Here is a 22599-nt window from a genome sequence, read left to right on the forward strand (position 1 = left end):
GTTTGCCGGTTTGGCAACAAAAAAGGCGGGCACAGCGGCCCGCCTTTTCCATTTGCCTTTGTGCCAGATCAGGCAGCGCGGATGTCGTCGAAGAAGCGGTCGACCTTCGAGCTGAGGTTGGCGGATTCGCTGGTCAGTGCCTCTGCTGTAGACAGAACATCCGCGGCGTTTCGGCCGGTCGACTGAGCGCCGCTGGAGACCTGGATAATCGTCTCGGAGATGGCGTCCGTACCGGTGGAGACTTCGTTGACGTTTCGCGAAATCTCGTTGGTTGCCAGGCTCTGCTGTTCGACCGACACAGAGATGTCCTTGGAGATCTCGGACATTTCTGCAATGACGTTGCTGATATCGCGGATGGCTTCAGCAGCGCGGTTCGAAACGGTCTGCATCGCCTGGATCTGCGTTGCGATTTCCTCTGTCGCCTGGGCAGTCTGGTTGGCCAGGGATTTCACCTCCGATGCAACAACCGCAAAGCCTTTGCCGGCTTCACCGGCGCGGGCCGCCTCAATGGTGGCATTCAGCGCCAGAAGGTTGGTCTGGGCGGCAATGTCGTTGATCAGGCTGACGATCTGGCTAATCCGGTCGGTGGTCGCCACCAGGCTCTGTACGGTCTGATCCGTCTGGGAAGCCGCGCTGGAGGCCCGTTCGGAAATGCCGGCCTGCTCTTCAACACGCCGGGCGATTTCGGCGATGGAGGACGTCAGCTCCTCGGAGGCTGCGGCCACCGAGCGGACATTGGCGGCGGTGTCCCCAGTGGTCCGGGCAGCCGATTCCGCATCGGTCGAGCTTTGTTCGGAAGTTTGCGCCAACTCTCGGGCGGTGCGTTCCAGTTCTTCTGTGGCGTTGGAAACGGTTTCCAGAACGCTGCGGATTTCCTGGTTGAAACCACCAAGCAACTGGTCGACGGTTGCTGCCCTGCGATGCTTGGCTTCCTGCTCGGTGGCGCGTTCGGCTTCCAGGCGACGCTGTTCCTTGCCGTTGGTCTTGAACACCTCCACGGCATTGGCGATCGAGCCGATCTCGTCGTTCCGCTCCAGGCCCAGGACCGGGGTTTCCAGATCGCCTTCCGCAATCTGGGCCATTGAACTGGTCACGGACGCGAGCGGACGGGCCAGCAGTGTCTGGAATAAGGTACCAAGGATGGCAAGCATCAGCACGGTTGCAATCACGGTCGCAAAGAGTGCCGAATAACGGAAGCTCGTCAGGCTTGCAAAAGCGGCGTTCCGATCAACGGAAAGGCCAATCTGCCAGTCGACCGGCAATCCGGTGACCGGAACGAACTGGACGATACGGTCGCCATCAACACTGGACGCGTATTGCGGTTCTGCACTGACCTTGACCTGCTCGTTGGGGAAAAGCTCACTGAGCGGCTTGGAAATCATGTTGCTGTCCGGGTGCACCAGGATGGTGCCCTTGGAATCGGCCACAAAGACGTAACCGAGGCCGCTCATGTTCGACGAGGCGAGCATGTTCGCCAGGGTGGTGATGTCAAAGTCACCACCGACCACACCGGAAAGGGTGCCGCCGGTTTTTACCGGTGTTGCAGCCGTCACGATGAGATTGCCGGTTGAGGCGTCCTGATAGGGAGCAGTGATCACGGGTCCGCCTTTTGCGACGGCATCCTTGTACCAGGGGCGCACGCGCGGATCGTAGCCTTCGGGCAGATCTGCCGGCGGCCACATGTTGAAGGCACCGTCTGCTTCCACGCCGAAATAGGTCGCGCTGAAATTGCTGGTCAGGGTCTTTAGGTCGAAGAACTCGGGTGTTACCTCGGGCTGCTTGGCAATGCGTTCGGACAACGCCTCGATGAGCATCATGCGCGCTTCGAACCAGTTTGTGACGATATTGACTTCCGACTGGCCGACACCGGTCATGTAGTCACGAACTTCGTCGGTCTTTGCGTTACGCTGAAGGGTGTCGTTGAAGAGGCCGAAGCCGGCGAAGATCAGAACAATGACGCCGGCGGCGGCCAGCAGGATTTTGGTGATCACGCTCCGACGGGAGCGAACTGAGAGAGCCTGGGTCACAAACTTCATTCCCATGGTTGAGAAGGTTTGTGTCTGTATTCGCTCATCTGAATGAAGGAATACTAAATCTGACCGGTAACAAAACGGTCTTCGAACTAAAAAAGCCAAAACTTCATGGAATTTCGAATGTTACTCGCAAAAATAACAATGGAATTTCTTGAGGTTGCTTTTTGGCCTTTGTTGCAACTCGAGCTTGAACTCGATATTACCTAGAGTTCAGTGCGTCTGTTTGAAGCCTGCGCCGCGCGAGTGGCTTCACACGGAAACCGTGGGGCCAAATATCTTTTCAAATTCGGCCCGCAGGACGCTGTCGTTTTCGGCCATGGTAACCGGCAGGCCGAGATCCACGAGACTGGTCACGCCATGTTCGGTAATGCCGCAGGGCACGATACCGTCAAAATGATCCAGTTCAGGCTCCACGTTGAAGCTGATGCCGTGGAACGTGACCCATTTGCGCAGGCGGATGCCGATTGCGGCGATCTTGTCCTCGACCGTCGCCCCGCGGTCTGGCCGACGCACCCAGACCCCGACGCGGTCTTCACGGCGTTCGCCGCGAATGTGATAGTGCCAGAGCGTGCTGATGAGCCAGGCTTCAAGTGCGGAAACAAAAGCCCGCACATCCTGCTGACGCCGCTTCAGATCGAGCATTACATAGGCTACGCGTTGCCCTGGCCCATGGTAGGTGTGCTGTCCGCCGCGGCCCGTCCGGTAGACCGGAAAGCGGTCGGGAGCGATCAGATCGCTGTCCTTGGCGCTGGTGCCGGCGGTGTAGAGCGGGGGATGCTCCAGCAGCCAGACCTGTTCGTCGGCTTCGCCGGCAATGATTCTCTGGACCCTTTCATCCATTTCCCGAAGAGCGGTCTCATAATCGACCAGTTCGTCGGAAATCCGCCATTCGACCGGCCGCGAGCCGGAAACTGGCAGAAAACTGAGGGAAAGAGCGTCTCTATCGGCGGGTGACATGTGGATGACACTTCATTGTTTTTTGAGCTGGCTTGCCATGCCGTGGTATGGTTAAGCGCTGGCGGGTCAGTTGCCCTATTTAAGGATCAAGGCGTCCGATGACTACCTTCGATGAAATCAAAGTCGATATTTCCGTCGTTCTCGGGGAGAACGAGATGCCTGTCCACCAGTTGCTCCGCATGGGGCGTGGCGCCGTTATCGACCTTGATGTGGCCGAAGACGACGATGTGAAGATCTATGCCAACAATACGCTGGTCGCCAAGGGGCAGGTGGTTTTGCTCGGCGAGCGGATAGGCATCTCGATCACGGAAGTTCTGATGCGTCCGCCGGACATCCGACCCATGCGTACCGATGGCCCTCTTTGAGGGACTAAAGCATTTCTGCATAAGAAAAATCGCGTGCCTGTGAATTAATGCAAAAAGGCCTCTTGCGCCCCCAAATTCCTTTTGCTACATGGAGCGCCTCGATGCTGAGAGGCGCCGGGAACAATCGAATATGCGGTCGTGGCGGAATTGGTAGACGCGCAGCGTTGAGGTCGCTGTGGGGTAAAACCCGTGGAAGTTCGAGTCTTCTCGACCGCACCATATTCGAAGCATTTCTACCGATGCTTCCTCAAAAGGCTGCCCCTCCGGGCGGCCTTTTTGCTTTTCCGCACTGCCCGCAAAATACCTGATTGCTCTGGGAAAATTCAGATACCGGCTTTTTGGGTTTGTTGCGATGTGCTTTTCTGCAAGGAACAGCCTCAGCGGGCTACTGGCAAAAACCGGTCCGGCACATTCATGCGAAATCGAAGGAAGCCGCACGTGTTCAATTTCCGTTCCATCAGTACTTCGTCCTGTGCCGCAATGATGACCCTGAGCTTGCTGGCAGGTCCGCTTCTGGCGCAGGAGCAGGAGGCAATGGTCCCGGCCGGCGCCATTGCCGGTGCGGTGACGTCTCCCGTCGACGGCGACATCAATCGCTTTCGCGCAATCCTCGTCGAAACGGAAGAAGGCGGCGATCTCTACGTCTTTACGGACGCAGGAGAGGGCTGGAAACAGGTTGCCCATGCGAAAGACATGGTGTGGCGTGGCGGCATGTATGGCCAGGAGCCCTGGATGGAAGCAAACGAACACGGTTCGTTGAAAATCTATTCGGAAAACTCGGCCGTCGGACGCAACCGTTGGGAACAGGTCCTGACCATTGCCTATCGCAACGGCGTCTTCCGGGTCGCCGGCTACACCTATTCCTACTACGATACGCTGGATCCGGATGCCAACGGACAGTGTGACGTCAACCTTCTGACGGGCAAGGGAGTCCTGAACGGGAAGAACTTCAAGACTTCACTCGGTGCCTTGCCGGTACAGGATTGGACCATGGATACGCGGCCGCCGGAGTGCGAGGTCGAGTGATGCGGCCTTTGCGGCGAGAGTGTCCGCACTGGCTGTGGAAGCGGTTCTGAAGGGTTCTTGATGACGCTTTGTCGTGTTGTTGTCCGTCATTGAGAAGACACGGGAGGGATGACATGTCCGATACCGCAAGGCCGGATTGGCGCTGGGTGATCCGCGGCATGATTCTGACGCTCGTCATCTGCCTGTTGCTGATACAGCTCTTCCCCGAAATTTACGCAGTAAAGGATTTCTGGCTTGTCACTGTGCCGAGTGGCGCCTTTTGGGGCAGCTTCTTGTCGCGTCTCTTGAGCGAACCCGGGCTCTGGAAACTTCTCGTGACGAGCGCGGAAGGGGCTGCGATGATCGTCGTGCTGTTTCTTGTGGTGTTTCGTCCGCTGGTTGCCTGGAAAGCGTATCTGGTCTGCGTTGCCTTGACTGCCGTCTCGGCAATCCTGTTTTTTACCTACGTCCTTCCCGCAATGCCGAACAGCACGCTGCTCATGGTCTTGACCGGCAGTCTCTATTCATCGTTCCGCTATGGCGTCACGCTTGCGCTGCTCTATGCGCTCGCGCTCACGTCGGACACAGCGCCAACCAATCGGCAGCTTTCCGCCCATGCGTGAAGGTGTGAGAAAAGGCCTTGCGGAGCGACTGGTGTCCCTCCGGAGCAGGTTCGTTTTCGTGTGGCTGGCAATTGCATTTGTGTCGCCGGCGGCATTTGCGCAGTCGCTTTCCGTTTATCCTGCCGTTGACCCGGGCAGGTTTGGCGCGATGACGTGCCAGCAGCTTTGGTATGTCGAGCAGGAGGTGCTGGCTGCGGGCAGAGTGTGTCTTGCCAGCGAGAGAGCGCGCCGCGCATTCCGCCGTGCGGAGCGATGCATTTCCGATGACGAGGCCATTCTGCCACAGGACACCCGTGACTATCTCGATCACTTGCGAAGCGTTGCAGCGGACAAGGGGTGCAGCGGCCCCGAGAGGCGCTGAAGGACTTCAAGGAAAGTTGGCAGGCTTTTGAACCAGAGCGGCATTTCCGAGTTAAGTCTGTGGACCGGTTTCGCTTTTCCGGTGGCGCTTTGCCGCCGCAAACGCTAGATCTGGTGAGGAGTGTCCGGTGCCTTTCGCCGGAAGAGTTCGTTGCGTTTTGAGGGGAGGCGCCAGATGAGTGAAGCATCCGAGCTTGATGTCACCGCCTCTTCCGTTCCCGACATTCCGGTGCGCGACGAGGATGAGCATCTCAATCGCGAATTCATTGCGGCTGTTGAAGCGGCAATCGAGGCGAACGATCAGGATGGCCTGAGACACCTTGCCGCCGATCTTCACGAAGCCGACACCGGTGACCTTCTCGAGACGCTGGATCCGGAGGATCGGGCGTCCTTTATCCGGCTTCTGGGCGAGGACTTCGACTATACCGCGCTGACCGAGATCGATGAGGCAGTGCGTCTGCAGGTTCTGGAAGACCTGCCGACGGAAGTCATCGCCGAAGGTCTGGGCGATCTCGATTCGGATGATGCGGTCTACATTCTGGAAGACCTCGATGAGGACGACCAGGCTGCTATTCTGGAAGAGCTGCCTTATGCGGACAGGGCCCAGCTGCAAAAAGCTCTGGACTATCCGGAAGAAAGCGCCGGCCGGCGCATGCAGACGGAATTCATTGCGGTTGCCCCCTTCTGGACCATCGGTCAGACGATCGACTACATGCGCGAGGCCCGCGACCTTCCGGACAGCTTCTACGAGATCTACGTGGTCGATCCGACGTTCAAACTGCTCGGATCCGTTCACCTGGACAAGATCCTGCGCACCAAGCGGGACGAGAAGGTCACTTCCATCATGGAGGAGACTCGCCAGGCGGTGCTCGCGACGGAAGATCAGGAAGAGGTCGCCCGCCGGTTTGAGCGCTACAACCTCGTTTCCTCCGCTGTTGTGGACGAGAACGACCGCCTGGTCGGTGTTCTGACGGTTGATGACATCGTCGACGTCATCCAGGAAGAAGCGGAAGAAGACCTGCGTGCCCTGGCCGGTGTCGGTGACGAAGAGATTTCCGATAATGTGATGACCATTGCGCGCTCGCGGCTGACCTGGCTGGTCGTCAACCTTGGCACCGCCGTGCTTGCCTCGGTGGTGATTGCGCTGTTCGAGGACACGATCGAGGCCATGGTGGCGCTGGCGGTGCTGATGCCGATCGTCGCGTCCATGGGGGGCAACGCCGGCACTCAGACCATGACCGTTGCCGTGCGTGGTATCGCGACCCAGGAACTGGGTGCGCGCAATCTTTTGCGCGTTCTCAACCGCGAAATTCTGGTGAGTGTGTTCAACGGTGTTGCCCTGGCCATCCTCATCGGGGTGACCGCCTGGATGTGGTTTGGCAGTCCGGGACTCGGCGTGGTGATTGGCGGTGCGATCGTGATCAATCTGCTGTTCGCGGGTCTCTCCGGCCTTCTGATCCCGATCGCGCTCGACAAGATGAACGTCGATCCGGCGATCGCCTCGAGCGTCTTCGTGACGACGGTGACAGATGTGGTCGGTTTTTTCGCCTTTCTCGGCATCGCGGCGCTTTGGTTCGGCCTGCCGTTCTAGCCTCCAATCGGCAGGCCTCGTTTAAAGGTCAGTCACCGCAAACCAGAACCTTCTGTCGCAGACATGCGGCCGTTCGGTGATGGAAGGCATCGCGATAAGCGCTGTCCGAATAGAGTGCGACCAACGCGGTTAAATCGGGATAGGCGCCGATAGCGACCAGATCCCAATCCTCGTCCTGCCCCAGGAACATGCCCTGAAACGGTCCGACATAAAGGAACCGTCCACCAGCCCGCTCCATGGCCGGCATGCTTGCGGCCGCATAACTGGCAAAGGCTTCCTGGCCGGTCTGGCCCGTCGTTCCGTCCGCATATGTTGCGGCGGCATTCAGCTTGAAGAAATTGATCAGGGTTACGGGTTTGTCGCTCGCCCGGCTGAGGATCTGCGTCCATTGGCTTTCCGTCGGGCTGGTACCGTCGGTTCCCGAGCCGTACCAGGTTACGAATTGGGCTGACTGTTGCTTGACGTCCATGAGGCTTCTCCATAACTTTACACGTGTCAAATTGCAGGAAAGTTTACACGTGTCAAGTCAAGCCAGGGTGCAACGCACGCGCGCGGAAATTCTCGATAGTGCCTGGACGCTCATCTCGCAGCGGGGCGCGGACGTGTCGCTGGCGGAAATCGCCAAGGCGGCAAAAATCAGCCGTCAGTCCGTCTACGATCACTTTGGTTCGCGTGGGGGGCTGATCCTGGCACTCGTCCGGCGGGCTGATGAACGTCTCGACATACGGGCGAAACTGTTTGCAGCCTTTGACAGGCCACAGCCGCATGAACGGCTGAATGCTACCGTTGCTGTCTGGATCGGCTTCGTGAAGGAAATCTACCCAGTTGCCTCGGATCTTATCCGCCTGCGAACCACCGATGCGGACGCATCGGCGGCGTGGGAAGACCGGATGTCGGAACTGAGGCAATGGTTGCTTGTGTTGACCGGATCGCTGGAACGTGACGGTGCGCTGCAATCCGTCTGGACAGCGAAGTCGGCTTCAGAATTTCTTTGGGCGTCGTTCAGTGTGCAGGCGTGGGGTCTGTTGACACAGGACTGCGGCTGGGAGGAGGGCGAGGCGGAAGCTGTCCTGACGAGGACACTGCGGCAGGCATTGCTGACGGAAAAATGATGCCGTCGAGATTGTGTAGGTGGGTCAATAAAAGCAAACGCACCTGCCAGTGAGAAAGTAACACCGGTTCACAGGAGTGGAGGGCATGCCTGGACTAAGGCTGCTTCCTGTCGAATGTTTTGGTGTCGAATTCAACAAACACGACGCCATGGAGGGGAATGCCGGCCGACCAAGACTTGAGCTGCGCTGCAAAAGGTCACGCAGACCTGTTATTGCCAAAACAAAAGGCCCCGAGATTTGTGCTGGTGCAGCAACCTCCCGGAGCCTGTTTGATGGCTACTCATTTTGCCTGCTGCTCAATGGCGGGTATCACTCCAGGCCAGCTTTACGCAAATTGTCCCGAAGCGTCATGACCTTTGCCTGAAGGTCGATGACTTCTTCCAGTTTCAGTCCGGTCGAAGACATGATGCAGGTGCTGAAATGTTCTGTCTTCTTCTGCAAGGCGCGCCCCTTGCGGGTTAGTTTCAGGATAACCTGGCGCTCGTCCTTGATGTTGCGCGTGCGCGTTACAAGCCCCATGGCCTCAAGCCGCTTTAACAGTGGCGTCAGCGTGTTGGTGTCGAGCTGCAGCTTGGACGTGATTGCACCAACCGGAACGTTGTTGGTTTCCCAGAGTACCGTCATGGCCAGGAACTGCGGGTAGGTGAGCCCGACTTCCTTGAGCAACGCCTTGTAGACGCCATGCATCGCGTGGTTGGCGGAATACAACGCAAAACACAAGTGCCGGTCGAGCGGCAAGCTGCCATCATGGATTTTCTGACTGTCGTCGTCCTGGTCGCTCGCAGGGTCATTGACAGCGGATGCAGCCTGCTCGGTGCCGGGATCTTCGCCAGCCTGCGTTTCCGCAGAAACGTCAGGCGTCTCTCCGGTATCAGCTATCTCTTGGCTGACAGGCGTCTCGGCGACGGAAACGTCAATTTCCGCTTCGCGTGCGTCATTGCTTTCAGCGCCGGAAGCCGCTTCCGCCTCAGGCTTGGCAGCGGCCTTCTTGCGCTGTTTCTTCTCAGACTTTTCGGCTTTTGCCGGCTTGTCTTTTTTTTGTTTTTCAGTCGCTTCCGGCGCGGAAAATCCAATCGCGTCCAGCAGGGACATCTGGTTTGTGGTCTCGCTCATTCGCTCCTTATAAATCGCGCGCGATATGGTCGCAACTGTTGACGAACTGCAGGCGTGTGTATATGTGGGTAATTTATATCGTGTACGATTAAAGCTTATGCGATAAATATGGCTAGATGACTTGATATTTGAGAGAAGGAGCCTGCAGATGGCTGTTGATGTGAAATATGAAACCAGGGCAAAGGCCACCGGCGGCCGTGATGGTGCGGCGGAGACGTTGAGCGGATCCTTCAAGGTCAAGCTGGCGACGCCGAAAGAACTCGGCGGCGCAGGCGGCGAAGGCAATAACCCGGAAGAGCTGTTCGCAGCCGGATATGCAGCCTGCTTTATTGGCGCGATGAAATTCGTCGGCGGGCAGGAAAAGATCGCAGTCCCGGCTGATACGTCCATCACCTCGACGGTTGGCATCGGTCCGCGTTCTGAAGGCGGGTTCGGTCTGGCGGTCGCGCTGGAAGTGTCCCTGCCGGGTTTGGACAAGGCTGTAGCTGAAGACCTCGTTGCCAAGGCACACCAGGTTTGCCCCTATTCAAACGCCACCCGGAACAACATTGACGTCAAGCTGACTGTCGTCTGACACGGATTGTCCGGTTCGAGCTTTTGTGGTCGAGCCGGACCTCCTTTTGGGCTTCTGTTGGTGGAAAGGAGCTTTCGTGAGCCTCTTTGTTATCGATCTTCACTACACTGCTGATCTGCGGGAAATAGATGCTCTGGCGGAAGAACACAGGTCCTTCCTGCGGGATCAGTATGAGGCCGGCCTATTCCTGGCATCCGGTCCGAAACAGCCGCGAACCGGTGGTGTGATCCTGGCGCGCGCTGCTGACCGTGTCGAAGTCGAACTGGCGATCAACAAGGACCCATTCAAGTCGGCGGGCGTTGCGGAATATACCGTTACGGAATTCAAGCCGGTCATGCACGCACGGAACTTCCCGATTTGACGCAATCACGGGCGATCACCTCTGTGCGGAATGCAGCCGCCACACGACAATTCCAGATGACGATGGCGATTTGAAAGAAAACCTTGCCGGGTAACCTGAAATTCCCGGCGGATGGGTGTTAAGAAGGGCCGACTTGTCTCACGCGGAGAATTAAGAACATGCGGCCGAAGCTTGATGGCATCTTGGAAACCGCCGTTTATGTCGACGACATGGAGACGGCTCACTCCTTTTATTCCGAAATCCTGGGATTGAAGCGCATGGTCGCTGGAGAAAGGCTGTTTGCCTATGATGCCGGCCCCGCGCAGGCGCTTCTGGTGGTTCATCGCGGCCACACCGGGGAGGACGTTGAGACGCCGGGAGGTGTCGTTCCCGGGCACGATACGTCGGGTCACAGTCATTTCGCGTTTCGCATTGGGTCCGACCAACTGGAACCCTGGCGGGCTTACCTGGGCGAGATGGGTGTGAAAATTGTCAGCGAGGTCGTATGGCCGGCAGGCGGCACCAGCCTTTATTTCAACGACCCGGACGGCAATGTCCTGGAGCTGGCGGCAGCCCCGCTCTGGCCGAATTACCTATCGTGATTCTTAACAGTTTTGCGGCAGGGTGACGGCGTTTGAAAGTCATAACAGGTGGCGCAATGAATTTCTTGCAAGCGGTCCTGCGGACATTGTTCTACGTTGCCGTCGGCGGGGTGATTTCGATTGTCGGAGCGGCGTTTTTCTTCATGAACTGGGAGCCTGACCGAAACCAATACACGATCCGCGGCATCGATATTTCGCACCACCAGGGTGATATCGACTGGGCGCAGGTTGCGGCGGACGACATTGCCTTCGTCTACATGAAGGCAACCGAGGGCGGAGACTTCAAGGACCGTGCCTTTGCCCGCAACTGGGCCGGGGCGGGCGGCGCGGGTCTGGCGCGTGGTGCCTATCATTTCTTCAGTTTGTGCAAATCCGGCCGGGAGCAGGCGCAAAACTTCCTGTCGGTTCTGCCGCAGGACAGCGACATGCTGGCTCCGGTGGTGGATCTGGAATTCACCGGGAACTGCGCGCGCCGTCCGCCGGCCGAGGAAGTGCTGCAGGAAATCAGTGATTTCGTTGCTCTGGTCGAGCAGGGGCGCGGCAAGCAGGTCATCCTTTACGTGCCGGAGGACTTCTATCTGGACTATCTGAAAGGCAAGGGCCTGAACCGCCGTCTCTGGACGCAGTCGATCTGGCATTCTCCCGGCTATGTGTCAGACTGGTCGCTCTGGCAGTACCATGACCGGGGCACGATCAAAGGCATTTCCGGTGATGTTGATCTGAATGTCCTTCATCCAGAGAAGAGCTTGGATAACCTGAAATCCTGATTGCTCAAGTGCATGAAATATAAGCTTTAAAATAGACGTGTTGACTTTAACGTAAAAAGACGGAACTGTGCGCTCCAACAAGGAGCGGGCATGCAGCGTTATTACACCATCACCCAGCTGACGCAGGAGTTCGACATTACCACCCGAACCCTGCGGTTCTACGAAGCGCAGGGGCTGGTGTCGCCGACGCGCCGGGGCCGTCAACGCCTTTACACACCGGGTGATCGTACCCGCATCAAACTGATCCTTCGCGGCAAGCGTCTCGGGTTTTCCCTGAACGAAATCAAGGAAATGATCGAGATGTACGGCAGTGCGCCCGGTGAAACCGGCCAGCTGCGGCTGCTCCTCGACAGGATCGCCGCCCGCCGGGCAGAACTTCTCGAAAAACAGCGTGATATCGAATTGACCCTGGTTGAACTCGACGATGTCGAGGCCGGTGCAAAAGCGCGCATGGTCGAGCTTGAAACAGGCCCGGGCCAACTGTTTGGCGCCGATGCGACCTCGGAGGACAAGTGATGGATCTTTCGCCTCGAGACGAAAACTGGGAACCCCGTGTGCGGGCCAGTTTTGCCGCGCAGAAATTCATGACCCATCTGGGGGCGAAGATGGTTCACGTCTCACCCGGAGCGGTCGATCTGGAAATGACGATGCAGCCGGAACTGACACAGCAACACGGCTTTTTTCATGCCGGTGCGACGTCTTCCATTGCGGACAGTGCGGCAGGCTATGCAGCTCTGACGCTGTTTTCCGCCGGCTTCGGGGTGTTGACCAGCGAATACAAGATCAACCTGCTCAATCCGGCGAAACAGCCGGTGCTTCTTGCGCGCGGGCGGGTTGTCAAACCGGGACGAACGCTGACCATAGCCAAGGCTGATGTCTACGGACTGGACGACGGCGCACAGGTGCATGTCGCAACGGGGCTGTTCACGCTCATGAGCGTTGCCGGCGTCAAGGACTGAAGAATGACCGATATCACCATCAGGCCGCTGGAACGATCCGACAAGCCGGGCTGGCTCGAACTCTGGATGGCCCATCTTGCATTCTACGAGCAGGATCTGGCGCCGGAAGTGACGGAAACCCTCTTTGAACGACTGCATTCCGATGCAGGCCACCGCGCGTTCGTGGCAGTTCAGGAGAATGAGCTGGTTGGACTGGTCCATTACCTTTTTCACGATAGCACCTGGGCCAGTTCGTCCACCTGCTATCTGGAAGATCTGTATGTCAGCGAAAAGCTTCGTGGCGGCGGAGCCGGCCGCAAGTTGATCGAGGCGGTCTACAGGGCCGCGACCGAAGAACCGTCTGCGAGCGGCAAAGTCTACTGGCACACACATGATCACAATACACGCGCCCGGCAGCTTTACGACCGGATCGGCGTTTTGAGCGATTTTGTCCGATACGACAGGCCTTAAGAACTCTGGGAGGTAATCAAGATGATCCGTAACGATTTTCCGGGTTTCAATTTCGATCTCGGCGAAACCGCCGATATGCTGCGCGACACCGTTCGGTCCTACAGTCAGGACCGGATTGCGCCTCTGGCAGAAAAGATTGACCGCGAGGACTGGTTCCCGCGGGAGCTCTGGCCGGAAATGGGAGAACTTGGCCTTCACGGGATCACCGTGGAGGAAGAATGGGGCGGTTCGGGTCTGGGCTACCTGGAGCACTGCATTGCCATGGAAGAGGTCAGCCGGGCGTCCGCCTCCATCGGCCTCAGCTATGGCGCCCATTCAAACCTGTGTGTCAACCAGCTTCGCCGCTGGGGAAGTGACGACCAGAAGAAGCGCTATCTGAACAAGCTCGTGACCGGTGAACATCTGGGCGCGCTGGCCATGTCGGAACCGGGCGCTGGCTCAGACGTCGTTTCCATGAAACTGAAGGCGGAAAAGAAGGGCGATCGGTACGTCCTCAACGGCTCCAAGATGTGGATCACCAACGGTCCGTCTGCCGATACGATGATCATCTATGCCAAGACCGATCCGGAAGCCGGGCCGAAGGGCATTACCGCGTTTCTGGTCGAGAAGAGCTTCCCCGGTTTTTCCGTCGCGCAGAAACTCGACAAGCTCGGCATGCGTGGGTCCGAAACCGGTGAACTGGTGTTCCAGGATTGCGAAGTGCCGGAAGAAAACGTCCTCGGCCAGGTCGGCAAGGGGGTCAACGTGCTGATGTCGGGTCTGGACTACGAGCGCGCCGTTTTGGCCGCAGGGGCCGTCGGCATCATGCAGGCAGCCATGGACGTGGTCATTCCCTATGTCCACGAGCGCGAGCAGTTCGGCCAGCCGATCGGCACGTTCCAGCTTGTTCAGGGCAAGGTCGCCGACATGTATGTGACCATGAACGCCACCAAGTCCTATGTCTATGCGGTTGCCAAGGCGTGCGATCGGGGCGAGACCACGCGCGAAGACGCTGCTGGTGCAATCCTCTACGCTGCTGAAAATGCAACCAAACTGGCTCTTGATGCGATTCAGTTGCTTGGTGGCAATGGCTACATCAACGAATATCCGACCGGGCGTTTGCTGCGTGACGCCAAGCTGTACGAGATTGGTGCGGGAACTTCCGAAATTCGGCGAATGCTGATCGGACGTGAGATCTTTAACAAGACCGCCTGATCATCGAATTCGGAGAATGGCATGAAACAGACCCGGCTTCCTGAAAAGCCCGACGCGAAATCTCCGGCAGGGGCCGATATCCGTTTCATCATGGATGGGCCGACAGGAAACATGATCCATTCGACTGTTCCTGTCGGCCAGACCAACCGCGCAACACGGCACAGGACCGTGCACGAGTTCTGGCATGTGCTTTCCGGCCATGGACAGATCTGGAGGTCCGACGATGCCAGCCAGGGCGTTGTCGACCTGGAAGCCGGTGTCTCCATCGATATCCCGGCAGGAACTGCTTTCCAGTACCGCAACACCGGTGAAAGCGTTCTGCAGTTCATCTGTATCTCCATGCCTCCCTGGCCAGGGGATGACGAAGCCGAATTTGTTGATGGGCCCTGGGAAGCGACGGTCGGCAGTACCTGAGACCAATCGGGCTACCGAACCGATCCGGCTTTTTCTACGTATCGCTGTCACGACAAAAGTGAGGCAGTGAATGACGTCAATTGCGGTAATCTTTGGGGCCAGCGGCGGAATTGGCTCAGCCATGAGAGACCACCTTGAAGCGGGCAGCGGCTACGACAAGGTCATCGCCCTTCATCGAACGTCGTCACCACCTCTTGACCTGCTCGACGAACGCATGATCGAGGCCTGTGCCGACAGGGTTAGGGAGGAGGGGGATGTTCGATTGCTGTTCGATGCCACCGGAGCTCTCACCTTGGGCAGTGCCCGTCCGGAAAAGAGCCTGCGCGAACTCGATCCTGAAGTCCTTGCCCGTTCATACGCGATCAACGCCATTGGACCGGCACTGCTGATGAAACACTTTTTGCCGCTGCTCCCGAGAGAGGGAAGAAGCGTCTTTGCGACGCTTTCGGCCCGGGTCGGTTCGATCGGCGACAACGGTCTTGGCGGATGGTTTGCCTACCGGGCCGCGAAGGCTGGGCTCAATCAACTGGTCCGTACGGCGTCTATCGAGCTGGCACGCAAAAATCCCGCTGCTATCTGTGTTGCGCTTCATCCCGGTACGGTGAAAACGCCCTTGACCGAGAACTTTGCGAAAACCGGTCTCGACGTGCAGGAACCGGCTGTTGCAGCAGAGCGTCTTGTCGATGTGCTGACCAGTCTTAAACCTGCCGACACCGGTGGATTTTTCGATCAAACCGGCAGGCCGATCCCCTGGTAGGCATGGCCTGGGCTTGAATCCCGACGTATTGCGATCACCAAGCGTTCATCGTCTGCTCAATTCAGGTGTTGGCGGGGAAACCTCTCGTTTTTCAATGCCTCAATTTCAGAAACCCCGCTCGCTCGCTTGCTCGATTTTGGCACATCCTTGCTAGCCGGTGACAGGAGGGCGCTGCACGGTCGACAAGCAAGTTAATTGACAACATACCAACTGGTCGGTATGATTGGCGTATGACAGAGAAACCTCAAAAGACTAAACGGCCGGATGCGCGGATCAAGCTGCTGGATTCGGCACTGCTTGTGATCCGCATGAAGGGTTATACGGCCACCACCGTCGATGATCTGTGCCGGGAGGCGGGCGTTACCAAGGGGGCCTTCTTCCACCACTTTCGTTCGAAGGACGATCTGGCAGTAGCCGCTGCTGACTATTGGTCTGAAACGACCGGGGCTCTGTTCGAGAAGGCGACCTATCACGATCCCGAAGATCCGCTGGACCGGGTGCTCGGCTATCTCGATTTCCGCAAGGCACTGGTGCGGGGCGACGTGACTGAGTTCACCTGTCTGGTCGGGACCATGGTCCAGGAAGTCTATGACACGAACCCCTCCATCCGCGATGCCTGTAACCGCAGCATCACCGGGCACGCTGCAACACTGGTCTCCGATATCGCAGAAGCAGCTGAAGCCCGGGGCGTTGAAATTCCAGGTGGTGCGGAAAGCCTGGCACTTCACACACAGGTCGTGATCCAGGGGGCATTCGTGCTGGCAAAGGCAGGCAATGCGCCGTCGATAGCAACTGACAGCATTGATCATCTGAAACGTTACGTCGAACTGTTGTTCGGCCGGTCTGGAAACGGGAGAGCGCAATGAGTGAAGTCGAAATTCGCAAGGAAGGTCTGACGCTGGAACTCAGCCGCGTCATTGCCGCGCCGCGCGAGGCGGTCTGGCAATGCTGGACCAATCCCGAATTATTGAAGCAGTGGTTTTGCCCGAAGCCCTGGTTCGTATCGAAGGCCGACATGGACGTCCGTCCGGGAGGGCGTTTCAACACAGTGATGGCCGGTCCGGAAGGGGAGCTTTTCGAGAACGTCGGAATGTTTCTGGAAGTTGTCGACGGTGAGAAGCTGACATTCACAGATGCCTATTCGGAAGGATATGTGCCGCGGGAAAACGCGTTCATGACCGGGTATGTGGAACTGGCAGATGTTCCGGGTGTTGGTACGCGCTTCACATGGGGGGCTCGCCACACTTCGGAAGCAGGCAGGAACAAGCACCTGGAAATGGGTTTTGAGGAAGGCTGGAAGGCCGCTTCCTCTCAGCTTGATGAGCTTGCTAGGTCGATTGCCATTGAGGGTTTGCAAACTACTCCTGCGTTTCCCGCCAAGGTGCGCACTTGCCTGTTCTTCAGTGAAAAGGGCGAGGAAGCCGCCAAATACTACACGTCCCTGTTGCCGGATAGCGTGATGGGCTCGGTCTTCCGGCCGGATCCGAATGGACCTGTGCTTGTTGCCGAGTTCACCCTGGCGGGCTCACCTTTCATGATCCTGAACGGCAACCCGGATATGCAGCCGAGTTACCTGACCTCGATTTCCATACTGACGGAAGATCAGGCTGAAACGGATCGGCTTTGGCAGGCGCTCCTTGCAGATGGTGGGGAAGAAGGGCAGTGCGGCTGGTTAAAAGACCGCTACGGTGTTCACTGGCAGATCGTACCGAAGGCGTTGCCTCGGCTGATGCATGCAGGCAATCCGGAGCGTGCCGGCCGTGTCAGTGCTGCCCTGATGAAGATGAGAAAGATCGACATTGCCGGGTTGGAAGCCGCTGCCTGAATTGGAGCATTCACGCAGCTCGTTGTCTTGATTGCCCAACAAGGCTTGAGCGAAGAATGAAAATCCGAAACGCCGCCTGTTGAGCGGCGTTTTGCTTTTGTGGAACAGACACTTTCACCGGGATTGCCGTCCCCGTTCTTTCCGTGCAACTTTGCAATCCGGAGGAGTGGATATGACACATAACGATCCCGTCCACATTCAGCTTGCAACCCTGGAGCGCTGGGCGGATCTGGTGGATTTGTTCGGACCGGAGCGGGGGGCGTCTGGCGGTTGCTGGTGTATGTGGCCGTTCATGCGGGGCAGGGACTGGAAAGCGATGACCCGTGATGAACGGCGCGATGCATTCCAGCAGAAAGTGGACACTGGTCCGGCGCCAGGGCTTCTGGCCTACCGCGGCAATCTGGCCGTGGGCTGGATCGCACTCGGTCCGCGCATGCAGTATCTGCGTTTTCAGCTTGGCAAAACCACCCAGCCGCTGCCCGATGACAGCGAACAAGCGCTGGCGGCGACATATGCCGTCACCTGTTTCTTTATCAGAAACGGACATCGCAAAACCGGGTTGATGTCCGTGTTGCTCAATGCAGGCATTGACCACGCCAAAGCGCAGGGAGTGCATCAACTGGATGCCTGTCCAATGGAATCGGAAAAGCCCCTTCAATGGGGAGAAGGCTTCGTTGGTATAGCAGACGTCTTCCGCAGGGCAGGTTTTGTCGAAATCGCACGCAGAAGCCCTCGGCGGCCGCTGATGCGCAAACTTCTTTGAATGGATTATCCGAATGACCGGTGAAACCGACCTTGCCACCCTGATCTCCCAGATGCGTCCGATGCTGGATCCGGAGCCTTATGTTTTCTGCACCTTTGCTTCGAAATCCATGACGGACCTCGCGGAATATGACCCGATCGGGCTCTTTGCGGAAACGGAAGGCCTGACAGCCATCCTGCCGGTGGAGCGTGCGCGCGAACTGGGTTTGGCCGAGGCCGAATGGTTTCGCCGGATAACCCTGACAGTGCATTCGTCACTTGAAGCCGTGGGGCTGACGGCGTCGATCTCGGCTGCATTGGCCACTGAGGGTATTTCGGCAAATGTGGTCGCAGCCTATTTTCACGATCATGTTTTTGTGCCCGAAGAGCGCGCCGATGATGCCCTGGCAGCGCTGCGCAAACTCGCTGGGGACATCTGACACTGCTTTTCTTAGTTGGCCGAACTTCGGGCTGGGTGGCGAATTCGGTGGATTTTCCCTTGCAATTTCCGGTTTGCCTTCCCATTCCTAAGCGGGAGCAAGCGGGGTAAGAGCATGCAACGGGTCAAGCGGCGTCTGGCGGCAGTTATGTGCGCAGACGTTGCGCAATATTCCAAGCTCATGGAGCGGGATGAAGACGGAACGCTGGACCGGCTCAAGGCCTATCGGTTGGTGATGTCTGCGCTGACCGAGCGTCACAATGGACGTATCGTCAACACCTGGGGTGATGCCGTCATCATCGAGTTCGCCTCGGTGATGGAGGCCGTTCAATGCGCCGTCGACATTCAGAACGAGCTTTCCGTTCGCAATGCGGACCTTCCGGACCTGAACAGGATGGAGTTTCGCATCGGTATCAATCTCGGCGACATCATGGTTGAGGGCGAGGATATCTACGGCGACGGTGTGAATGTTGCCGCCCGTTTGCAGGAAATCGCGCCGAGGGGCGGGATCATGCTCTCCCAATCGGTCTATGACCAGGTCAAGACCAAGATGGCGCTGGGCTTTGAGCCGCTTGGCCCTCAACATGTCAAGAACGTTACCGATCCCGTTGAAACCTATTGCGTACGTATTGGCGGTCGCAATGCGCCGGAGGAAAAAAGTTCCGGGCAGGAGACGAACGGAACTGCGGAGCGACGCCAGACCGAAATTCCAAGACCGGAATGGGAACGAGACACCCAGGCGGTTGCCTCCGGGTTTGAACAGGCGCGCCGTTGGTTGAGGGCTCAGCCAAAGCGGGTGCGAAGCTGCGTTTTCATGATCGGCCTGTTTTTCGTGATCAACCTGCTGACATCTGGCTTGTCCACATTGTGGTTTGTCTGGCCGTCCCTGCCTTTCGCAGCCATGCTGGTTTGGTATCTGCTTGTCGGGCGACAGGAAAAGCGCTTCGGCGAGACGACGAGACCGGGTGATTGAGAGAGGGCAATGTCACCTGTTGCCGATCTGATAACTCTTTTCACGCTAATCAGGGTCTGATGATTTGCGAGTGCAACTGACTTCGCTTACACATGGACCAACGCGGGGCGACGAAACATTCCGTCAGCCCATCGAAAATGCCGGCTCGGCCGGCCCAACAGCAAAGGGAGCTTAATCCTGCGCATGAAAAACTATTCGACCACGGTGCCTGCACGCCTCGACGATGAAGACGAGGATAAGCCCAAGAGCCAGCCGTCGATCCAGGTCGACAAGCATCTGTTCGAAGCGCGCACAGTCCTGATCACCGGCCCGGTGACACAGGACATGGCCCGCGACGTGTGCGCCCGGCTTCTGGCGCTGGCGCAGGTTTCCAACGACCCGATCACGGTCATTGTTTCGTCTCCGGGCGGTCATGTCGAATCCGGTGACATGATTCACGACACCATCAAGTTCATCGCACCCGAGGTCCGTATCCTCGGCATGGGCTGGGTCGCCAGCGCCGGTGCGCTGATTTACGTGTCCGTTCCCAAGGACAAGCGTTTCTGCACGCCGAACACTCGCTTCCTGCTTCATCAACCGTCCGGTGGTGCCGGCGGCATGGCTACGGATATCGAGATCCAGGCCAAGGAAATCATCAAGATGCGCGATCGACTGAACAAGATCTTCGCGGCGGCGACTGGCCAGCCGATCGAACGGATCGAAAAAGACACCGATCGCGACTACTGGATGAGCCCGGAAGAGGGTATCGACTACGGTCTGGTCGGCAAGATCGTCACGAGCGTGGACGAACTGGGTTGATCCCGACTGACCTGACTGCAAACGTAGAAACGCCGGCAAATGCCGGCGTTTTTTCTATCCGAACCGATCAGAGGCAGATCGGTTCGGGTTCGACGGAATAGACCATTACCGGTGCAACCGGCTTGGGGTTGAGCACATGCGGCCGAAGTCGGGACATGAGCTCACGCAGGTGCTCTTCGTCTCCGGGGGCAGGGGCGCCGTCGAAGATGACTGCGACAAGGTGATCCACGAAGCGTTCGTAGATGTTGTTGCAGGTGCAGATCGGCGCCAGCAGTTCACAGACGGGCTTGCCGTCGTAAAATGGCGCTCCACCGGCAAGGAAGATCAGGAACTCGGTCAGATCGTCCGAGTGTTCGAATTCCGGCAGAAAGTTGGTCACGTCGAAACACGGGTCCTGTTCCAGTCTCGCTTTGAGGCGAGGCATTGCCCGCATGATCGCCGTGCGACCGCCTAATTTCATATAGAGTGTCATCTGGCTAACCCTCATTGATCCTTCATTACGATGTCGCCAAGATGACTCAGAAAGCGTGCCAGCCCTGTGACTCCGATCACGGATAAACCCTTTGTCAAAATCACCAGTGCCCGCTAATGGCGAATTGGTGTGGTGAAAACAGCCCCTAAACGGCCGTTTTCAACGGTTTGAGCAGGAAGATGTCGGTAAAATGTGACAGGCGCGTTACAGGACCCGTAATCAGCGGTCCGTTAGTCCCCGCGGAGGCATCGGCGTCCACATTGTTAAAAATAGTGAGGCATCTAAGGAAAGCGCGCGGTAGTCGGATCGGCGAAAAGCCTGACCAAATCGAAGCCTGCCAGCAATCGCCAAAGTTCGGATTAACTTCACAAATGCTGCGAATCGATGCGCCCTGACTTCCGGCATTCGCCGGACTTTCCGCTCTCGATGACCGCTGTCGTGGGGACAGCGTCCCCGGCGATGAGGCGGGCTCTGCCGGTTTCCTTTGCCAAATAAAGATTTCTGTCAGCCCGTTCAAAAAGCGAGGCAGGGGTGTCTTCTGGCCTTTTTTCCGCCAGACCCGCGCTTGCGGTATAGGCGTATCTCCTGCCGCGCGCGAACATTGGTGTCGCGTTCAAGAGATCAAGCATGCGACTGACGACAATTGTCGCTTGCTCCAAATTTGTTTCCGGCAGGATCAGCGCGAATTCTTCACCACCCACACGGCAAACGACATCCGTCTGGCGAAGATGTTCCAGACATCTTTGCGCAAAATGAACGAGGATTTCATCTCCAAGCTGATGGCCATGGGCATCGTTGATCGACTTGAAATGGTCCAGGTCGATAAGGGAGATGCAGAAATCGTGGTCATAGCGAGCAGATCGACTGTATTCCTTGTCCAGTTCCTGGTCGAACCCGCGGCGGTTGGCGATACCGGTAAGCGGATCCGTGAGTGCCAGGTTTTCAAGTTCGGTCCGCTCCTGGCCGAAATGCAAGATCTTGTTGTTGAGCGACGAAATGTCGGCATTGAGCGCGGCAAACTTGCTGGAAAGGTTCATGCTCTCGTCGAAGCGGACAAGAACGGCGCCGTCAATTCCGGTGCCCGGCACAGACAATCTGTGGCCGAAAGCAACGCTTTCATATCCGGACAGAAGTTTCAGGCGCACCGGTACGGGAGTGGTTGATGACCTGCACATCGACAGGTAGTCAGCCACCTGCGCTGTATCCCTGACCTTGTCCGAAAGTTGTTCACCTACACTAATTCCGGCAAGAGATTTGGCTGCTTTATTTGCGAGAACCACGCGGCCGTAATCGTCCAGCAGCAGAATAGGCTGGGGCATGGTCTGTACAAGGGCCGATATGATGGCAGTGGACCTGGGCACGACTATCGAACCTTGTAGAATTCTTTGCCGTTGACATCGTTCTCTGCGGTCGGAGCCAGGTGGACAACAACACGGCAGTCAGTATCACCACGGGCAATTGACCTGTCGATCTGGACCCTGGCGTAGCCATGGCAATCTGCAGCAATTCTTCCGAACACGTTTGTCGTCATCATGCAGAGGGAAGGGCGGTCCTTGACGCGATCCCCGAACGGGCAGCGGGCGTTCTTGAGGATCAAGACCTTGTCGTCTTCGTATTCGACACTGAACTGGCCGCCGATCCGTCGTTTCAGGTCAACTAGGACGTCTGCCAGCAAAGGCCTTGGGATCTGTTCAAGATGCAGGGCAGACTTGTAATCGGAATTGACCTTTTCACCGATGCGGTTGGCTACCAGTGCGATGAACCCTTCCGCCTCGTTCAATCCGACAATTTCCTGCAGTGCTCCGCTGAGCTCTCGAATGATCTGATTGAAGAAGTCGGTTGTCTCCAGAGGGATCTGTGCCTTGGTGATTTCCGGCTGCTGCTGGTCCACTTCAATCGGCAGGCTCATGAACGATCCTCCTAGGGTTGCAATCTTACGTTGGGTGAATTTTCTTTCGAATCAATTAAATCATTGAAATAAAGAGATAATAACAGTGCAACCTGGAGATTTGTGACAATGCGAGGGCGAACGTCTGAACCTCGAACATTGTCGTAATTGTCATGCGGGAGAACGACTAGAAAATCCGGGCCAAGGCCGTGAAAACCTTGTTGGCTCAAAAGCTGTCAGCATGTGT

Annotated in this window: 29 protein-coding genes and 1 tRNA gene; 23 read left to right on the top strand and 7 right to left on the bottom strand. The window is 57.4% G+C overall.

Going from position 1 to position 22599, the window contains the following annotated elements; all coding sequences use genetic code 11:
* Nucleotides 1–68: 68 nt before the first annotated feature.
* Nucleotides 69–1991 carry a methyl-accepting chemotaxis protein gene (locus tag FIV03_RS18775; RefSeq protein ID WP_173013881.1) on the bottom strand — a complete coding sequence of 641 codons (1923 nt, stop codon included), beginning with the start codon at nt 1989–1991 and terminating at the stop codon, nt 69–71.
* A gap of 291 nt (nt 1992–2282) precedes the next feature.
* Nucleotides 2283–2990: a lipoyl(octanoyl) transferase LipB gene (lipB, locus tag FIV03_RS18780; RefSeq protein ID WP_152510589.1), complete on the bottom strand. Its 708-nt coding sequence runs from the start codon at nt 2988–2990 to the stop codon at nt 2283–2285.
* A 98-nt stretch (nt 2991–3088) separates the two neighbouring features.
* Here lipB and FIV03_RS18785 point away from each other — a divergent pair, with 98 nt between their 5' ends.
* From FIV03_RS18785 to mgtE, 6 genes are all read left to right on the top strand, one after another.
* Complete coding sequence (locus FIV03_RS18785; protein WP_022998287.1) at nt 3089–3355, top strand: FliM/FliN family flagellar motor switch protein; 267 nt, start codon at nt 3089–3091, stop codon at nt 3353–3355.
* A 132-nt stretch (nt 3356–3487) separates the two neighbouring features.
* Nucleotides 3488–3574 (top strand) — tRNA-Leu (locus FIV03_RS18790).
* A 219-nt stretch (nt 3575–3793) separates the two neighbouring features.
* On the top strand, nt 3794–4381 hold the full coding sequence (locus FIV03_RS18795; protein WP_152510590.1) for a hypothetical protein: 588 nt from the start codon (nt 3794–3796) through the stop codon (nt 4379–4381).
* A 113-nt stretch (nt 4382–4494) separates the two neighbouring features.
* Complete coding sequence (locus FIV03_RS18800; protein WP_152510591.1) at nt 4495–4983, top strand: hypothetical protein; 489 nt, start codon at nt 4495–4497, stop codon at nt 4981–4983.
* A gap of 31 nt (nt 4984–5014) precedes the next feature.
* Nucleotides 5015–5344, top strand: a complete 330-nt coding sequence (locus FIV03_RS18805) for a hypothetical protein (RefSeq protein ID WP_152510592.1) — start codon at nt 5015–5017, stop codon at nt 5342–5344.
* Nucleotides 5345–5518: 174 nt separating this feature from the next.
* Complete coding sequence (mgtE, locus tag FIV03_RS18810; protein WP_152510593.1) at nt 5519–6934, top strand: magnesium transporter; 1416 nt, start codon at nt 5519–5521, stop codon at nt 6932–6934.
* Between the two features lie 28 nt (nt 6935–6962).
* Here mgtE and FIV03_RS18815 read toward each other — a convergent pair whose 3' ends face one another.
* Nucleotides 6963–7403 carry a DUF1330 domain-containing protein gene (locus FIV03_RS18815; RefSeq protein ID WP_152510594.1) on the bottom strand — a complete coding sequence of 147 codons (441 nt, stop codon included), beginning with the start codon at nt 7401–7403 and terminating at the stop codon, nt 6963–6965.
* A 49-nt stretch (nt 7404–7452) separates the two neighbouring features.
* Here FIV03_RS18815 and FIV03_RS18820 point away from each other — a divergent pair, with 49 nt between their 5' ends.
* Nucleotides 7453–8046 (top strand): TetR/AcrR family transcriptional regulator, encoded by a 594-nt coding sequence (locus FIV03_RS18820; RefSeq protein ID WP_173013882.1) that lies wholly within the window; start codon nt 7453–7455, stop codon nt 8044–8046.
* Between the two features lie 309 nt (nt 8047–8355).
* Here FIV03_RS18820 and FIV03_RS31905 read toward each other — a convergent pair whose 3' ends face one another.
* The gene (locus tag FIV03_RS31905; RefSeq protein WP_152510596.1) at nt 8356–9159 is read right to left on the bottom strand and encodes a MarR family transcriptional regulator; all 804 of its coding nucleotides are present in this window, start codon (nt 9157–9159) and stop codon (nt 8356–8358) included.
* A gap of 148 nt (nt 9160–9307) precedes the next feature.
* Between FIV03_RS31905 and FIV03_RS18830 the strand changes: the two genes are divergently transcribed.
* The 16 genes from FIV03_RS18830 (at nt 9308) to FIV03_RS18905 (ending at nt 19992) form a co-directional block, all read left to right on the top strand.
* Nucleotides 9308–9733 carry an organic hydroperoxide resistance protein gene (locus FIV03_RS18830; RefSeq protein WP_152510597.1) on the top strand — a complete coding sequence of 142 codons (426 nt, stop codon included), beginning with the start codon at nt 9308–9310 and terminating at the stop codon, nt 9731–9733.
* Nucleotides 9734–9809: 76 nt separating this feature from the next.
* A complete protein-coding gene (locus FIV03_RS18835) occupies nt 9810–10094 on the top strand; it encodes a YciI family protein (RefSeq protein WP_152510598.1) in 285 nt (94 codons plus the stop codon).
* Nucleotides 10095–10252: 158 nt separating this feature from the next.
* Nucleotides 10253–10675, top strand: coding sequence for a VOC family protein (locus tag FIV03_RS18840; RefSeq protein WP_152510599.1), 423 nt, complete (start codon nt 10253–10255; stop codon nt 10673–10675).
* 56 nt (nt 10676–10731) lie between these two features.
* Nucleotides 10732–11442, top strand: coding sequence for a GH25 family lysozyme (locus FIV03_RS18845; RefSeq protein ID WP_022998298.1), 711 nt, complete (start codon nt 10732–10734; stop codon nt 11440–11442).
* A gap of 90 nt (nt 11443–11532) precedes the next feature.
* Complete coding sequence (locus FIV03_RS18850) at nt 11533–11958, top strand: MerR family DNA-binding transcriptional regulator (RefSeq protein WP_152510600.1); 426 nt, start codon at nt 11533–11535, stop codon at nt 11956–11958.
* On the top strand, nt 11958–12401 hold the full coding sequence (locus FIV03_RS18855) for a PaaI family thioesterase (protein WP_152510601.1): 444 nt from the start codon (nt 11958–11960) through the stop codon (nt 12399–12401). Before FIV03_RS18850 ends, FIV03_RS18855 begins: the two co-directional genes overlap by 1 nt.
* Nucleotides 12402–12404: 3 nt before the next feature.
* Nucleotides 12405–12851, top strand: a complete 447-nt coding sequence (locus FIV03_RS18860; RefSeq protein ID WP_152510602.1) for a GNAT family N-acetyltransferase — start codon at nt 12405–12407, stop codon at nt 12849–12851.
* Between the two features lie 21 nt (nt 12852–12872).
* Entirely contained in the window at nt 12873–14045 is a 1173-nt protein-coding gene (locus FIV03_RS18865; RefSeq protein WP_152510603.1) for an isovaleryl-CoA dehydrogenase, read from the top strand.
* A gap of 21 nt (nt 14046–14066) precedes the next feature.
* Nucleotides 14067–14459 carry a cupin domain-containing protein gene (locus FIV03_RS18870; protein WP_055654641.1) on the top strand — a complete coding sequence of 131 codons (393 nt, stop codon included), beginning with the start codon at nt 14067–14069 and terminating at the stop codon, nt 14457–14459.
* A 121-nt stretch (nt 14460–14580) separates the two neighbouring features.
* Entirely contained in the window at nt 14581–15216 is a 636-nt protein-coding gene (locus FIV03_RS18875; protein ID WP_286202202.1) for an SDR family oxidoreductase, read from the top strand.
* Nucleotides 15217–15446: 230 nt separating this feature from the next.
* Nucleotides 15447–16082 (top strand): TetR/AcrR family transcriptional regulator, encoded by a 636-nt coding sequence (locus tag FIV03_RS18880; RefSeq protein WP_152510605.1) that lies wholly within the window; start codon nt 15447–15449, stop codon nt 16080–16082.
* A complete protein-coding gene (locus FIV03_RS31910; RefSeq protein WP_286202203.1) occupies nt 16079–17041 on the top strand; it encodes a VOC family protein in 963 nt (320 codons plus the stop codon). The genes FIV03_RS18880 and FIV03_RS31910 overlap by 4 nt, the downstream gene beginning before the upstream one ends.
* 79 nt (nt 17042–17120) lie before the next feature.
* On the top strand, nt 17121–17804 hold the full coding sequence (locus FIV03_RS18890; protein ID WP_209009704.1) for a GNAT family N-acetyltransferase: 684 nt from the start codon (nt 17121–17123) through the stop codon (nt 17802–17804).
* A gap of 13 nt (nt 17805–17817) precedes the next feature.
* On the top strand, nt 17818–18222 hold the full coding sequence (locus tag FIV03_RS18895) for an ACT domain-containing protein (RefSeq protein WP_152510606.1): 405 nt from the start codon (nt 17818–17820) through the stop codon (nt 18220–18222).
* 114 nt (nt 18223–18336) lie between these two features.
* Nucleotides 18337–19194 (top strand): adenylate/guanylate cyclase domain-containing protein, encoded by an 858-nt coding sequence (locus FIV03_RS18900; protein ID WP_152510607.1) that lies wholly within the window; start codon nt 18337–18339, stop codon nt 19192–19194.
* Nucleotides 19195–19377: 183 nt separating this feature from the next.
* Nucleotides 19378–19992: an ATP-dependent Clp protease proteolytic subunit gene (locus FIV03_RS18905; RefSeq protein WP_022998310.1), complete on the top strand. Its 615-nt coding sequence runs from the start codon at nt 19378–19380 to the stop codon at nt 19990–19992.
* Between the two features lie 67 nt (nt 19993–20059).
* Here FIV03_RS18905 and FIV03_RS18910 read toward each other — a convergent pair whose 3' ends face one another.
* The 3 genes from FIV03_RS18910 to FIV03_RS18920 all read right to left on the bottom strand — a co-directional run bounded on the left by FIV03_RS18910 (nt 20060) and on the right by FIV03_RS18920 (nt 22373).
* Nucleotides 20060–20464 (bottom strand): Clp protease ClpP, encoded by a 405-nt coding sequence (locus FIV03_RS18910; RefSeq protein ID WP_152510608.1) that lies wholly within the window; start codon nt 20462–20464, stop codon nt 20060–20062.
* A gap of 365 nt (nt 20465–20829) precedes the next feature.
* Nucleotides 20830–21783 carry a sensor domain-containing diguanylate cyclase gene (locus tag FIV03_RS18915; protein ID WP_152510609.1) on the bottom strand — a complete coding sequence of 318 codons (954 nt, stop codon included), beginning with the start codon at nt 21781–21783 and terminating at the stop codon, nt 20830–20832.
* Between the two features lie 44 nt (nt 21784–21827).
* The gene (locus FIV03_RS18920; RefSeq protein ID WP_209009705.1) at nt 21828–22373 is read right to left on the bottom strand and encodes a methanogen output domain 1-containing protein; all 546 of its coding nucleotides are present in this window, start codon (nt 22371–22373) and stop codon (nt 21828–21830) included.
* Nucleotides 22374–22599 lie beyond the last annotated feature (226 nt).

The organism is Labrenzia sp. THAF187b (assembly GCF_009363375.1).
GTDB lineage: Bacteria > Pseudomonadota > Alphaproteobacteria > Rhizobiales > Stappiaceae > Roseibium > Roseibium algicola.